The sequence below is a fragment of the Solibacillus sp. FSL W7-1472 genome (assembly GCF_037969775.1).
Classification (GTDB): Bacteria; Bacillota; Bacilli; order Bacillales_A; family Planococcaceae; genus Solibacillus; species Solibacillus silvestris.
The window spans coordinates 1,582,862-1,596,454 of record NZ_CP150208.1; the positions used below are offsets into that span (position 1 = coordinate 1,582,862).

Annotated in this window: 14 protein-coding genes and 1 riboswitch; all 14 genes read left to right on the forward strand. The window is 40.7% G+C overall.

Annotation, left to right across the window (positions count from 1 at the left end):
- Positions 1-3 precede the first annotated feature (3 nt).
- The 14 genes from MKY07_RS07685 to MKY07_RS07750 all read left to right on the forward strand — a co-directional run bounded on the left by MKY07_RS07685 (position 4) and on the right by MKY07_RS07750 (position 13,584).
- On the forward strand, positions 4-807 hold the full coding sequence (locus MKY07_RS07685; protein ID WP_339264295.1) for a DUF2785 domain-containing protein: 804 nt from the start codon (positions 4-6) through the stop codon (positions 805-807).
- A 15-nt stretch (positions 808-822) separates the two neighbouring features.
- On the forward strand, positions 823-1,710 hold the full coding sequence (locus MKY07_RS07690) for a S16 family serine protease (RefSeq protein WP_339264296.1): 888 nt from the start codon (positions 823-825) through the stop codon (positions 1,708-1,710).
- A gap of 167 nt (positions 1,711-1,877) precedes the next feature.
- Positions 1,878-2,065, forward strand: a riboswitch (cobalamin riboswitch).
- 226 nt (positions 2,066-2,291) lie between these two features.
- A complete protein-coding gene (cobJ, locus tag MKY07_RS07695; protein WP_339264297.1) occupies positions 2,292-3,953 on the forward strand; it encodes a precorrin-3B C(17)-methyltransferase in 1,662 nt (553 codons plus the stop codon).
- Between the two features lie 8 nt (positions 3,954-3,961).
- Complete coding sequence (cobK, locus tag MKY07_RS07700) at positions 3,962-4,720, forward strand: precorrin-6A reductase (protein WP_339264628.1); 759 nt, start codon at positions 3,962-3,964, stop codon at positions 4,718-4,720.
- 2 nt (positions 4,721-4,722) lie between these two features.
- A complete protein-coding gene (locus MKY07_RS07705) occupies positions 4,723-5,397 on the forward strand; it encodes a precorrin-8X methylmutase (protein WP_339264298.1) in 675 nt (224 codons plus the stop codon).
- Complete coding sequence (locus MKY07_RS07710) at positions 5,372-6,508, forward strand: cobalt-precorrin-5B (C(1))-methyltransferase (RefSeq protein ID WP_339264629.1); 1,137 nt, start codon at positions 5,372-5,374, stop codon at positions 6,506-6,508. The genes MKY07_RS07705 and MKY07_RS07710 overlap by 26 nt, the downstream gene beginning before the upstream one ends.
- Positions 6,483-7,679 (forward strand): precorrin-6y C5,15-methyltransferase (decarboxylating) subunit CbiE, encoded by a 1,197-nt coding sequence (gene cbiE / locus MKY07_RS07715; protein ID WP_339264630.1) that lies wholly within the window; start codon positions 6,483-6,485, stop codon positions 7,677-7,679. Before MKY07_RS07710 ends, cbiE begins: the two co-directional genes overlap by 26 nt.
- On the forward strand, positions 7,676-8,380 hold the full coding sequence (cobI, locus tag MKY07_RS07720; RefSeq protein ID WP_339264299.1) for a precorrin-2 C(20)-methyltransferase: 705 nt from the start codon (positions 7,676-7,678) through the stop codon (positions 8,378-8,380). Before cbiE ends, cobI begins: the two co-directional genes overlap by 4 nt.
- Positions 8,380-9,162 (forward strand): precorrin-4 C(11)-methyltransferase, encoded by a 783-nt coding sequence (cobM, locus tag MKY07_RS07725; protein WP_339264300.1) that lies wholly within the window; start codon positions 8,380-8,382, stop codon positions 9,160-9,162. Before cobI ends, cobM begins: the two co-directional genes overlap by 1 nt.
- Complete coding sequence (locus tag MKY07_RS07730) at positions 9,155-10,294, forward strand: cobalamin biosynthesis protein (RefSeq protein ID WP_339264301.1); 1,140 nt, start codon at positions 9,155-9,157, stop codon at positions 10,292-10,294. The genes cobM and MKY07_RS07730 overlap by 8 nt, the downstream gene beginning before the upstream one ends.
- Positions 10,291-11,649, forward strand: coding sequence for a cobyrinate a,c-diamide synthase (locus tag MKY07_RS07735; protein ID WP_339264302.1), 1,359 nt, complete (start codon positions 10,291-10,293; stop codon positions 11,647-11,649). Before MKY07_RS07730 ends, MKY07_RS07735 begins: the two co-directional genes overlap by 4 nt.
- Positions 11,646-12,278, forward strand: coding sequence for an NAD(P)-dependent oxidoreductase (locus tag MKY07_RS07740; RefSeq protein ID WP_339264303.1), 633 nt, complete (start codon positions 11,646-11,648; stop codon positions 12,276-12,278). The genes MKY07_RS07735 and MKY07_RS07740 overlap by 4 nt, the downstream gene beginning before the upstream one ends.
- Positions 12,275-13,036 carry a uroporphyrinogen-III C-methyltransferase gene (gene cobA, locus MKY07_RS07745; RefSeq protein ID WP_339264304.1) on the forward strand — a complete coding sequence of 254 codons (762 nt, stop codon included), beginning with the start codon at positions 12,275-12,277 and terminating at the stop codon, positions 13,034-13,036. Before MKY07_RS07740 ends, cobA begins: the two co-directional genes overlap by 4 nt.
- Entirely contained in the window at positions 13,030-13,584 is a 555-nt protein-coding gene (locus MKY07_RS07750; protein WP_339264305.1) for a nitroreductase, read from the forward strand. Before cobA ends, MKY07_RS07750 begins: the two co-directional genes overlap by 7 nt.
- The last annotated feature ends 9 nt before the right edge of the window (positions 13,585-13,593 follow it).

Consider the following 13,593-nt stretch of genomic DNA (forward strand, 5'->3'; position numbering starts at 1 on the left):
AATATGATGAAAGAACAATTAGAAGGAATTGTAAAAAAGTCGATTAATCTGGATTTAATTGATTTTAACGAATTAATCCAGTTCATGCTAAAAAATATTGGAAATCCGGATGGCTATTTACGTGACAACTTAATTTATCGGGGATTTTGCGAATTAATTCTGAATGAGCAATTTACTGAAGAACAATTAGTTTTAATATTAAAAACATGTTCGGATGATGAGCACCTTTATTTAAATATTACACAGAGCAATCCTTCTGATGATGTATTTACGAGATCTTTTTCAGCACTTGTTATTACCCTTATTTTAGGGATAGATCGTGAAAAAAGAAGTTTGCCTGAAGAACTTGTTGTTGAGGCTATTCACCGAAGTATTCATTATTTATTTCTTGAGAAGGATTACCGAGGATTCGACAATACGAAGGGCTGGGCACATGCGGTTGCACATGGAAGTGATTTATTAACAGAAGCAATTAGACATCCGTTGATGAAGGATTCCAAATTATTATGTAGTGCATTACAAAGTTTAAAAAGCTGTCTTCATACTGAATATGCTTTAATCGATGAGGAAGAAGAACGCATGTTACCGGTCATTGATGCATTACTGGATAAGGGACTGACGGATGAGCAATTGGTAACGTGGTTAAAAGAACTTCATTCCATGCAAATAGAGGATTGGCATAAAAAATACCGGTATGAATGGAACGTAAAGAAATTTGAGGCAACATTATTAAAACATTTATTAAAATCAACCAAATGTACAAAAACAGCCGATTGGATTATTTTTGGAAATCCAACTTTTGTTTAGTAAGGAGTTGAAAAATTGAGACGTATTTTTTTAATGATACTGCCATTCATCTTATACATAACAGGCTTACTCGCATATTATTTTGATAAGATTAACGGTTATCAATTTATTGTTTTTATTATAGTGGGCCTGGGTATTTCAATTTTCGGATTCTTTGTTTACCGGAACCAGAAGAAGTTGAAAGCAGCTTTTTTAGGGATTTTTTATATACTAGCCCTATTAGCTGTCTTTGAAAGCCGACTGATTGATTATGAAAAATATACTTATTTTCTTATGTCATATAACGAGCCTTTTGAAATAGTGAAAGACTCAGGAATCAATGTATTGGCAGTGGAAATGATTGAGATTCCATATATAACGGACTTGAACTACTTAATTCATACTATGGAATTTTCAACTAATAAAGAAGTTTTGGATGCGGAAGTTGTTACGAATAAAATCCGGTATCGTTCGAAAAATGAAGAATTACTTAGTTATGTACGTCCTACGGAGAAACATTTTGAGACGATGAAGGAAAATGTCATTGCTTATTTACCAGAAAACGCTTTTGCTATTAATCAATTTTTAGAAAGAGAAGATATAGAAGGTGATAGTGCAGGACTTGCCACTGTATTAAGCGCTCTTATCGAAAATGGTGACGTTAACAATAATATTCCGATTGCCGTAACAGGAGCGATTGATAGCAAAGGAAATGTGAAGGAGATCGGTTCAATAAAAGCGAAAACTTTGATTGCCGAACAAAGCGGTTTTTCTCATATAATTCTACCTGTAGAAAATGAAGAAGAGGCGAAGAGAGTAAAAAAAGATGAGCAGCTTAATATAGAAATTATCGCTGTGGCATCTATAGAAAATGCTGTAACTGATATAAAAAAACTAGATGAAACAGGGTCATTAAATAAATAAAATGAAAAACAGAAAATAAACAACCTTTGTTAATTAGGATAGGGAATTAATGTGCAAAGGACAAAAATAATGAAGGAACAATGCTTTATCTTCACTGAAAAAAACAGATATCATAATAATTGTTCTATCATTTTTTAATAGACTATGTTATTTTTATAATAATTTAATAATTTGCAATTTAAATAAGTGCTTACAGAATTTTGTAAGGTAAAAGGGAAATTAGTGAAAGACTAATGCAGCCCCCGCTACTGTAATAGCTGATGAAATCACAATGAATCACTGTCGTAAAGATGGGAAGATGTGAAAGTAAAAGGAAGCTTAAGCCAGGAAACCTGCTTATTTAAACGATACTTACTTTTCGGAGGGAGAAGTATAGGCGAAACAAGTAATTGTTTTTGTGTTTTTCTATACTTTTTTAGTATTAATTTCACATGCCCGTACCTCTTTCTAACGAGAGGTGCGGGCTTTTTTATTTCTTAGTGGATAAGCAATACTAGTTTTTAATGAAATCCACATAAGAAAAATTATCATCACGTCCTATTTGGTGCGAGATGTATTTTTCTACTAGGGAGGGTGTTTACATGCAAAAAGGAAAGATCTTTGTTGTAGGGTTCGGACCTGGAGATCGGGAACATATAACAAAACGTGCAGTCGATGCACTACAGCAAAGTGATCACATTATGGGCTACAAAACGTATGTTGAACTGATTGAGCACTTAGTAACGGCGAAAACCATTGTCAGTACGGGAATGACTGAAGAAGTTTCACGTGCGCAAGAAGCTGTAAAACAGGCTGAAGCCGGCCATATAGTTGCTGTTATTTCCAGTGGTGATGCAGGTGTTTACGGAATGGCGGGCCTCGTATATGAAGTATTAATTGAAAAGGGATGGACTGCAAAAGAAGGGATTGAAGTAGAAGTCGTTCCGGGTATATCAGCGATTAACTCCTGTGCAAGTTTACTTGGCGCTCCTGTTATGCATGATTCCTGCACAATTAGTTTAAGTGACCATTTAACACCATGGACGGTCATCGAAAAACGGATTGAGGCAGCGGCAATGGCAGACTTTGTCGTTGCGTTTTACAATCCTAAATCCGGCAGACGGACAAGGCAAATTGTGGAAGCGCAACGAATACTGCTTAAGTATCGTTCACCTGATACACCTGTCGGATTAGTAAAAGCTGCCTATCGGGATACGCAGGACATTGTGTTAACAACACTAGAAGAAATGCTCGAACATGATATCGGAATGCTGACAACGGTCGTCGTGGGGAATTCCTCAACATTTTACTACGATAATAAAATCATTACACCGCGTGGTTATCAGCGTAAATATACGTTAGGAGAAGAAAAGCAACTATTAAAACCGCACCAACGTTTGAAAAAAGAAGCGGAACCTTGGGCGTTGGATCAGGAAACGGGTGAAGCAAAGACCGGGTATGAAAAAATTGAAGCTATAGAGAAAAAAATAGTTGAACCAGCAGCAATTAAAACAACCGCATTACAGCTTGCAAATGAAGCATTAGCGCTCGTACATAAAGAAACGTCAGCAGTAAAAGTTGAAGAAAATCCTTTTTTAGTGCAGCAAGAAGTGGAATCCATATTTGAGTTTGCTGTATCACCAGGTGTTGCCAATAAAATGATTACACCTGCACAAATGATTACAATGGCAGAGGTTGTAGGAGAACGGGGTACGATGGAGTATACGCCTGATCACCGTCTCTTATTGAAGGTACCAACTGATTCACCTCAAAGAATCGTAGAAACGGTAGAAAAAACGGGTTTACTTGTTCAACCTGTCGGCGACGTAGTAATCGTCAAGGCGTGTGATTTCTGTTACGGCGAAAAAGCCGAATCCATTCCATATGCTGAAGAGATTATGGAAACACTTGGTGGCATTAAAATGCCGAAAGAACTACATGTCGGTTTTAACGGTTGCGGAATGGCATGTTATCGCGCGGTTTTTGATGATATCGGCATTGTTTACCGCAAGAAAAAGTTTGATTTGTTTATCGGTTCCAAACCAGTTGGACGAACAGCACATGCAGCACAACCTGTCCTTGAAGGGATCGATCCCGAAAAATTGATTCCTTTACTAACAGAAATCGTTGCGGACTATAAAGAAAATGGACATCCGAATGAACGTTTTTTCAAATATTTTAAACGTGTAAAAAAAATCCTGAATTTCAATTATGTTGATATGTCATGCAAAATTAAAGTGGAAGAGGCCCCTTGTGGAGATTAGGTGAAATGATGATTTTATTTTTAGCTGGAACAAGTGATGCAAGAGAGCTGGCGGTTCAATTAATGCAAGCGGGACAAGAATTGGTGGCGACTGTCGTGACGGAATCTGCTGCAGCGAGTCTACAGGAAGCGAATGTTCCGTACCATGTCGGTCGTTTAAGAGAACAGCAAATGAAGGAACTAATTGAAGAACGGCGGGTAACAACGGTTATCGATGCCAGTCATCCATATGCGGAAGAGGCTTCCAAAACAGCGATGGCCGCTGCAAATTTAACGGGTATTCCCTATATTCGATATGAACGTCCGCAGCAAAGTTATGTACATCCGCTTGTTACGGAAGTGGAAACGTATACAGAAGCGGCAATTGCTGCATCCGCACATTCAGGAACAATTATGCTGACGACAGGCAGTAAAACGCTTGCCGTTTTTACGGAACAATTATTACATAACGAAAATATTCGTCTTGTCTGCCGGATGCTGCCAAATAAAGAGAATATGGAGAAATGCGATGACCTTGGGGTGAAGCAGCGTGATATTATCGCAATCCAAGGCCCGTTTTCAAAAGAACTGAATAAAGCGCTTTACGAACAATTCAGCACAACACTTATTATTACAAAGGAAAGCGGGAAAGTCGGTTCAGTAGACGAAAAGATGGATGCGGCTCTTGAAATTGGTATTCCAGTCATCTTAATTAAAAGACCAAAAATACAATATGAAAACTTATGCACTTCATTCGAGAAAGTGTTTGAAAAATTAGGAGGCAAATAATAATGGCAAATATGAATTTTAATACAGACTTCGTACCACTAACAGTAGACCCGGACAAAATTTATGATTACAGTTTTGCGATCATTAAAGAAGAAATGGGCGAACATTCTTTTACAGACGAACAATGGCTTGTCGTTCGCCGCGTTATCCATGCTTCTGCAGACTTCGAATTGGGACGCAGCATGATTTTTACGGATGATGCGATTGAAGCGGGCATTCAGTCCATCTTAGCAGGACGTCATGTTGTAGCTGATGTTCAGATGATTGAAAGTGGTTCAGGGCGCAAACGATTCCAAAAACATGGCGGGGATTTACATTGTTATATCGCAGATGAAGATGTATCGATCGAAGCAAAAAAACTTGGAACAACTCGTGCGATTATTTCGATGCAAAAGGCGACTCAACTACAAGAAGGCGGGATTTATGCAATTGGGAATGCCCCGACAGCTTTACTTGAATTAATTCGCCTGATTAAAGAAGGTCTTGCAAAGCCGGATTTAATTATCGGGATGCCTGTTGGGTTCGTTTCGGCAGCAGAATCGAAAGCGGAATTAGCGATTTTAGAAGGAATTCCGTTTATTACGAATGTAGGAAGAAAAGGTGGCAGTACTGTAACCGTCGCAGCATTAAATGCCATCTCAATCATGGCAGATGAACGAGCAAAAGAAACGAAATAAAAAAGATCCGTCGGAAATGCGTCACGGCTATACAACGGGAGCTTGTGCAACTGCGATGACAAAGGCTGCCTTGTACGCACTTGTGACCGGAGAAGTTCCTGAACATGTAACAATTCATTTACCTGTAGGAAAAGATGCAACATTTACGGTGGCATCTTTTGCAGTAAAGGACAATGAAGTGATGTGTGAAACGATTAAGGATGCCGGTGATGATCCGGATGCGACACATAAAGCACGCATTCAAAGTACGGTTCGTTTTATAGAGAAAAGCGGTGTTCACTTAGATGGAGGAATCGGTGTTGGTCGTGTAACAAAAGCAGGACTGCCCGTCCCTGTTGGAGAAGCGGCAATTAACCCTGTTCCGAGAAAAATGCTTCATGGTGTCGTCGAAGAAGCGATTCAACTTTTCCAGATTGACAAAGGAATCGAAGTGATTATTTCTGTTCCGGACGGTGAGGAAATTGCGAAAAAGACGTTAAATGCAAGGCTTGGTATACTGGGCGGAATTTCTATATTAGGTACGCGCGGAACAGTCGTGCCCTTTTCAAGTTCAGCATATATGGCAAGTATCGTGCAGGCAATCAGTGTTGCAAAAGAAGCAGGCTGTGATCATCTTGTCATTACAACCGGCGGACGCAGTGAAAAATATGCAATGAAGCAATATCCGCATTTACCGGAAGAAGCATTTATAGAGATGGGGGATTTCGTCGGTTTTACGTTAAAGCATATCGCCCGTAAAGAGATTCCCCAAGTATCGCTTGTCGGAATGATGGGGAAGTTTTCGAAAGTGGCACAGGGTGTCATGATGGTGCATTCCAAGAGTGCGCCAATCAGTTTCCCGTTTTTGGCTGAAATCGCGAAAAAAGCCGGAGCTGATCCAGAAATAATCGAGCAAATTCTGCATGCGAATACGGCATCGCAAGTAGGGGAAATCATGCAGGGGAATGACCAATTTTTTAAAGCGCTTTGTAAAAACTGCTGTTACTATGCACTGGATCATACGAAAGCGAAATTACGTGTCTCCACAACTTTGTATGCAATGAACGGTGACATGCTAGGAAAGGCTGAGAATATTGAACAATTGGATGAGAATGATTGGTATCGGGGATAACGGACCAGCAAGTTTACTTCCTCAATATATCGCTTGGATTGAATCAAGTGAAGTACTAGTTGGTGGTGAACGTCATCTTGACTTTTTTCCGGACTACACTGGCGAAAAGATCATTATAAAAGGTGGACTCTCACGACTAGTGGAAAAGCTGCAAGAAGAAAAAAGAAACGTCGTCATTATAGTATCGGGTGACCCATTGTTTTACGGTTTAGGAGGAGTTTTGGCAAAAAAGCTCCCATTAGAAATTTACCCATATGCTAGCTCTGTTCAATTAGCATTTACAAGAATGCAGGAAAGCTGGCAGGATGCCTATTTAACGAGTGTTCATGGCCGGTCGATGAAAGGGCTTGCCCAAAAAATCGATGGTCGAAAAAAAGTAGCCATTTTGACAGATGAAGTCAATTCACCAAATGCACTGGCCCGCTATTTAAAAGCATTCGGTATGACAGAATATGATGCGTTTGTTGCAGAAAACTTGGAAGGTAAGGCAGAACGATGTCGCCATCTTTCTTTAGATGAAATGGAAAACGCTGAATTTTCACCACTAAATGTTGTCATTTTAAAACAGCGTGAAGTGGTCGAGCGTGCGTCAATCGGTATTGATGATGACAAGTTTATTCAGCGAAAACCGGATAAAGGGCTCATCACAAAAAAGGAGATCCGTGTACTTTGTCTGCAAGCACTGCAATTAAGAGAAACAAGTATCGCATGGGACATTGGGACATGCACGGGGTCAGTTGCTATAGAAATGTCGAAAATAGCCCGGGAAGGTCAAGTATTTGCGATTGAAAAAAATGAAACAGATTTGGAAAACTGTCTTCAAAATCAGCATATTCATCGTACAGATTTTACAGCTGTTTTAGGAAAAGCTCCAGAAAGGTTAGAAGAATTTCCTGATCCGGACGCCATTTTCATCGGTGGCAACGGCGGTAATATGGAGCAGTTGCTGCAACTATGTGTGAATCGATTAAAGCCAAATGGCCACATTGTTATGAACATCGCAACAATTGAGAACTTAGCAGAAGCTATGGGGCATTTTAAAAAGTTCAATTGTGATGTTTCTGTACTGCAGGCACAAATCTCAAAAAGTAAGCCAATTTTAAATTTAACGCGTTTTGAACCGTTAAATCCAATTTTTATCGTAACAGCACAGAAAGGGTTGGAATTATGACAATCGGTACATTAATCGGATTAGGTGTTGGACCAGGTGATCCGGAACTTATTACAGTAAAAGCGTTTAGAATGTTAAAAGAATGCCCGGTCATTGCATATCCTCAAAAATTGCGCGGCAGTAAATCGTATGCGCAACGAATAATCGATGTGTACGTTAATCCGGCGGAAAAAGAAATGCTGGGGCTTGTATTTCCGATGACGAAGGACGAGGAGACATTGCAGGAAGCATGGTCAAAATCCGCAGAGAAAATCTATGCACATTTGAAAGAAGGCCGAGATGTCGCATTTGTAACGGAAGGCGACCCGATGCTTTTTAGTACATATATACACTTGATGAAATTAATGAAGGAAATGCATCCCGACGTTCCAATGAAATCGATTGCAGGGATATCTTCATTTAATGGAACTGCCAATCGTTTAGGAATCCCATTGGCAGACGGCGATGATCATGTAGCAATGATTCCGGCAACTTCGGATATGGCAGAGATGCGTCGTGTTATTGAGAACCATGACGGGATAGTGTTCATTAAAGTAGCGAAAGTATTAGATGACATGCTGGATTTGCTTGAGGAAATGAACTTACTAGAAAAAACGTTTGTTGTGACAAAAGTAACTTCAGATGAAGAAATTATTTGGAAAACGAATGAATTGCGTGGAGCTGAGCTCAATTATTTATCATGTATGGTGGTGCGAAAATAATGAAGAAAATTTGGATTATAGGTGCTGGCCCCGGCGACCCGGATTTAATTACCGTAAAAGGCCTTAAACTTCTTCAACAGGCGGATGTTGTCATGTATACAGATTCGTTAGTTAGTGAAACTCTAGTTGCCGAAGCCCGTGCGGATGCAGAAGTAATCCGTACAGCAGGCATGCATTTACAAGAGATGGTTGATTGCATCGTTGAACGTGTCAATGCAGGGAAAATGGTTGTGCGTTTACATACGGGTGACCCGGCCATGTACGGGGCCACAATGGAACAAGTGGCATTGTTGAAAAAACATAATATTGGCTATGACGTTGTTCCAGGTGTGAGTTCCGTATTTGCTGCCGCTGCAGCAGTAGGGGCCGAATTAACGGTTCCTGACTTGACGCAAACGTTAATCTTAACAAGAGCAGAAGGACGTACACCGGTACCTGAGCGTGAAAAACTGCAAGCATTGGCAAGCCATCATTGCACAATTGCAATGTTTTTAAGTGCCACATTAACGAAAAAAATTACAAAAGAACTACAGGCTGCGGGCTGGTCGGACGATACACCGGTTGCCGTTATTCAGCGGGCTTCATGGCCAGATCAAAAAATCGTTCGCACGACAATTGCTGAACTGGATGAAGCGATGCGGAAAAATGGCATTCGCAAACATGCGATGATTTTAGCCGGCTGGGCACTTGATCCGAACATTCATGAAAAAGATTACCGTTCAAAATTGTATGATGCTACATTTACACATGGTTTTCGAAAAGGTGTGAAAGTCGATGATTAATTTACGTGAAGGGGAAATTCCGGAAGTTCGTGTGACAAAACATTATGCACTTGTAGCCATTACAAAGCACGGTGTGACGAATGCGCGAAAGTATGCGGAGAAGTTTCCTTATGTCGATGTATATTATATGAAGAAATTTGAGCAGGGCGATGAGGCTGAAAAAAATATTCAATTATTTGACGGGACGGTGCGCCTGTTACTGCCTGCATTATTTAAAGCATATAAGTCGATGATATTGATTATTTCCCTTGGTGCAGTCGTTCGGATGATTGCCCCCATTTTAGTAGATAAAAAGAAAGATCCGGGTGTTCTTGTTGTTGATGATAAAGGACAATATGTCGTAAGTGTTTTATCCGGACATATCGGTGGTGCGAATGCCCTGACAAATGAGTTTGCACAAGCAATCGATGCGACTCCGATTGTAACTACAGCATCCGATGTTCAAAAAACAATCGCGGTTGATTTATTTGGTGCACGGTACGGATGGGTTTGGGACAGTGAAGAGAAATTAACGCCTGTCAGTGCTTCAGTAGTGAATGAGGAACAGGTTGCGATTGTTCAGGAAACCGGTGAAAAAAAATGGTGGCTGCATGAAACACCGATGCCTGATACTTTGAAAATTTACCGGACAACAGGGGAAGCAATCGCTGCAAAACCACATGCCACATTGCTCATTACTGATCGTATTATCGAAAAAGAGGAAGAAATATTACTTGAAAACGGTGTAATTTACCGACCGAAATCAATTGTTTTAGGAATGGGCTGTAATCGCGGAACATCTGCTGAAGAAATTGAACTACTAATTGATGAAACGCTTGCAGAACTAAAGCTGAGCAAAAAAAGCGTTAAAGCAATCGCCACAATCGATTTGAAAAAAGATGAACAAGGTTTCCTGCAAGTAACGGCTAGAAACAACTGGCAGTTTATAACGTATACACCGGCACAGTTAAATGAAATGCCGCTGCAAAATCCATCGGAAACTGTTTTTAAATTTACAGGGGCATACGGTGTTAGTGAACCTGCTGCATTACGGTGTGCCAATGCGACAGACTGGCTGTTGGAAAAAAAGAAAAGCGGCAATGCAACCATTTCCATTGCCCGGATTACATTTGATGAGGAGGAAATCGAATGAATCGTTTCGTATTAGCCGGAACAGGCAGTGGCGTAGGAAAAACAACATTTACAATTGGCATTATGCGTGCACTGATGAAGCGCGGCTTAACTGTTCAAGGATTTAAATGCGGTCCGGATTATATCGATCCGACGTATCATACAGCGGTAACAAGAAGGTCTTCACGCAATATTGACAGTTTCATGATGACGGAAGATGTCGTACGCACAATTGTTGCGAGAAACAGCATTGATTCAGATGTGTCTATTATTGAAGGTGTCATGGGATTTTATGACGGGAAGTCACCATTATCGAATGAAGGATCGGCTGCACATATTAGTGAAATTACAGACAGTCCGGTAATTTTAATTGTTAACGCAGCAAGTATGGCCCGAAGCGTCGCTGCTATAGTAAAAGGATTCCAGCAGTTGGACAAGAACGCCAATATTGTGGGGGTTATTGCCAATCAGCTTGGGAGTAAAGGTCACTTTGAAATTATTAAAACAGCGATCGAACATGAATGTAGCATCCCCGTTCTCGGCTACCTACAAAAAGGTGCGGTACCAGCGTTGCCGAGCCGTCATTTAGGTTTAGTACCGGCTATTGAACGAGGAGAGCTCGATCCGTATTTCGATGAGCTTGCAGCTGCTATTGAAGCAACTGTTGATCTGGATTTATTGTTACAAGTCACAAAAGCGACCGAATTGGAGCAAACTTCAAAGATTTTCGAAATACAAGAAAATACGCAAGAAATTCATTTGGCTGTAGCAAAAGATGCAGCATTTAACTTTTATTATGAAGAAAATTTTGAATTACTGAAAGCAAACGGTGCAAAACTCCATTTCTTCTCGCCTCTTGAAAATGAACCGGTTCCTGAACAGGCACAAGGTTTGTATATTGGAGGAGGGTTCCCTGAAGAATTTGCTGAGAAGCTTGCACAAAATGAACAGGCAAAAAATTCGATAAAACAAGCGATTGAAAAGGGAATCCCGACACTTGCGGAATGTGGCGGCTTCATGTATTTAACAGAAGAAATTTTCAACCGTGAAGGAAATGGCTACAAAATGCTTGGTGTCATTCCGGGAAGCGTTCGGATGCAAGAAAAACTGGCCGCATTAGGCTACAGAGAAATTACCGGTGTGGAGGGCAACTTTTTAATCGGTGAACAGGAGCTTGCTAAAGGTCACGAGTTCCATTATTCAGTTTACGAAGGAAATCACGAAACACCTGCTTATTTTACAAGAGGGCGCTTTGGAGCGAAAAAGGAAGGGTACTCACATGGAAATCTAGTTGCTGGATATACACATTTTCATTTCGCATCCAATCCACAACTCGTGAAAAAATGGCTTGCAGCTTGTTTGGAGGTAAGAATATGAATTATTTTCAGTTAATGGTCAATATTGAGTTTAAAAAAGTGGTGATCGTCGGTGGAGGCCATGTAGCCCGTCAAAAAGTGGAAGCATTATTACCTACGAATGCCAAAATTACCGTTGTAAGTCCAACCGTAACGGATAAGTTAAAAACATATTTAGATGAAGGAAAAGCAGTCTGGAAACAAAAACTTTTTGAACCGGCTGATTTAGACGGTGCAGCCCTTATTTTTGCGGCAACGAATGATGAAGCGGTAAATGATGCTGTGGAAGAAGCAACACAGCATTGGCAATTATTAAATCGTGCAGATGCTTTAGGTCGTATGGATTTTATGAATCCTGCGGTTGTCCGTCGTGGAGATTTTGTTGTAACGGTGTCGACAACTGGCGCAAGTCCGGCGCTTACTAGAAAAGTAAAAGCGGACTTAGAGGAACAATACGATGAAAGTTATGCAGAATATGTTGCATTTTTAAAGGAAGCCCGTCTGCTTATTTTGAAAAACTATGAAGGCGATGCAAAAAAAGCAGCGCTGGCTCAATTGCTTGAACCTGAAATACTCGATTGGATTCAGCAAAAGAATAAGGAAAAATGTGCACAGTTTTTACGTCAGATTGAAGCGGGAGAAGTCAATTGAGTGGATTTGTTTATATAGTTGGTGCTGGACCGGGTGACCCGAAATTACTGACAATACGTGCATTAGAGTGCATTCAGATAGCTGAAGTCATTTTATATGACAGATTAGTAAACCCCCAAATTTTAAAACACGCACCAGCCCATTGCGAATTAATTTATTGTGGCAAAGAACCGGGGAAGCATGGCCTCATACAAGACGAAATTCATCGTGTGCTCGTTGAAAAAGCACAGCAGAACAAGCAGGTTGTCCGTCTAAAAGGTGGCGACCCATTTGTCTTTGGACGAGGCGCAGAAGAAGCAGTTGTTCTTCGCAATGAAAATATTGAATTTGAAATTGTCCCAGGGATCACAGCAGGAATAGCGGCACCGGCATATGCAGGCATACCCGTTACACATCGTGATTATGCAACAAGCTTTGCTATTGTTACCGGGCATGGCCGTGAAGAAAAGGGACAGGATTTTTTAAGCTGGGCAAGTCTCGCACAAATCGATACGATTGCGTTTTATATGAGTATCGGCAATATCGATCATATTACGAAAAGTCTAATCAGACACGGAAAGAAACCGACAACCCCGGTTGCAGTAATTGAATGGGGAACAACAAGCAATCAGCGTACGATTACTGGTCAATTAGAGACGATTTGTGAACAAATTCAGCAGCAGAAAATGGTCAACCCATCGATGATTCTAGTAGGGGATGTTGTAGGAATTCGTGAAGAAATTGCCTGGTTCAATGAAAGGATTGAGACAACATGTTAGAAGCATTAAAAAAACGACGGGCGGTTCGTCAATTTTTAGCAAAGGAAGTAGAACAGGAAAAGATTGAACAATTATTGGAAGCAGCAACTTATGCACCGAATGACCGGATGCGCGAGCCTTGGCAATTTTATGTGCTGCAAGGAGATAGTTTAAAACGTTTTGAACAAGTAGCATTCAATTATTTACAGCAGCGCTTCCCGACAAAACCAAACTTAGTGGAAAGCTCAATGCAGGCCGTTACAAAAACACCGCTCATCATTGTCGTTACTTCTGCTGTAGTCGAAGGTGATGAAGGGGCGACGCTGGACAATAAATTTGCTGTCAGCAGTGCAATCATGTCGATGTGGCTGATGGCTGAAGCGCTTGGTTTAGGCATGGTGTGGCGGACACGCGGAGTCGGTCTTGTACATGAAACAGCTTTGCATGAATTTATCGGGGCGACGGATTCTGAACACCTCGTAGGTACGTTATGTATTGGCTATCCGGAGGAACCAGTTACAACGGAGAAAAAACGTACACCATTTTCAGAAAAAACTACTTGGGTATAGGGAGGTACT

What these genes read in the sequence shown, in the direction of transcription:
- MKY07_RS07685 (WP_339264295.1), top strand. Translation starts at nt 4, where the DNA reads ATGATGAAAGAACAATTAGAAGGAATTGTAAAAAAGTCGATTAATCTG.
- cobJ (WP_339264297.1), top strand. Translation starts at nt 2,292, where the DNA reads ATGCAAAAAGGAAAGATCTTTGTTGTAGGGTTCGGACCTGGAGATCGG.
- cobK (WP_339264628.1), top strand. Translation starts at nt 3,962, where the DNA reads ATGATTTTATTTTTAGCTGGAACAAGTGATGCAAGAGAGCTGGCGGTT.
- MKY07_RS07705 (WP_339264298.1), top strand. Translation starts at nt 4,723, where the DNA reads ATGGCAAATATGAATTTTAATACAGACTTCGTACCACTAACAGTAGAC.
- MKY07_RS07710 (WP_339264629.1), top strand. Translation starts at nt 5,372, where the DNA reads ATGAACGAGCAAAAGAAACGAAATAAAAAAGATCCGTCGGAAATGCGT.
- cbiE (WP_339264630.1), top strand. Translation starts at nt 6,483, where the DNA reads ATGAGAATGATTGGTATCGGGGATAACGGACCAGCAAGTTTACTTCCT.
- cobI (WP_339264299.1), top strand. Translation starts at nt 7,676, where the DNA reads ATGACAATCGGTACATTAATCGGATTAGGTGTTGGACCAGGTGATCCG.
- cobM (WP_339264300.1), top strand. Translation starts at nt 8,380, where the DNA reads ATGAAGAAAATTTGGATTATAGGTGCTGGCCCCGGCGACCCGGATTTA.
- MKY07_RS07730 (WP_339264301.1), top strand. Translation starts at nt 9,155, where the DNA reads ATGATTAATTTACGTGAAGGGGAAATTCCGGAAGTTCGTGTGACAAAA.
- MKY07_RS07735 (WP_339264302.1), top strand. Translation starts at nt 10,291, where the DNA reads ATGAATCGTTTCGTATTAGCCGGAACAGGCAGTGGCGTAGGAAAAACA.
- MKY07_RS07740 (WP_339264303.1), top strand. Translation starts at nt 11,646, where the DNA reads ATGAATTATTTTCAGTTAATGGTCAATATTGAGTTTAAAAAAGTGGTG.
- MKY07_RS07750 (WP_339264305.1), top strand. Translation starts at nt 13,030, where the DNA reads ATGTTAGAAGCATTAAAAAAACGACGGGCGGTTCGTCAATTTTTAGCA.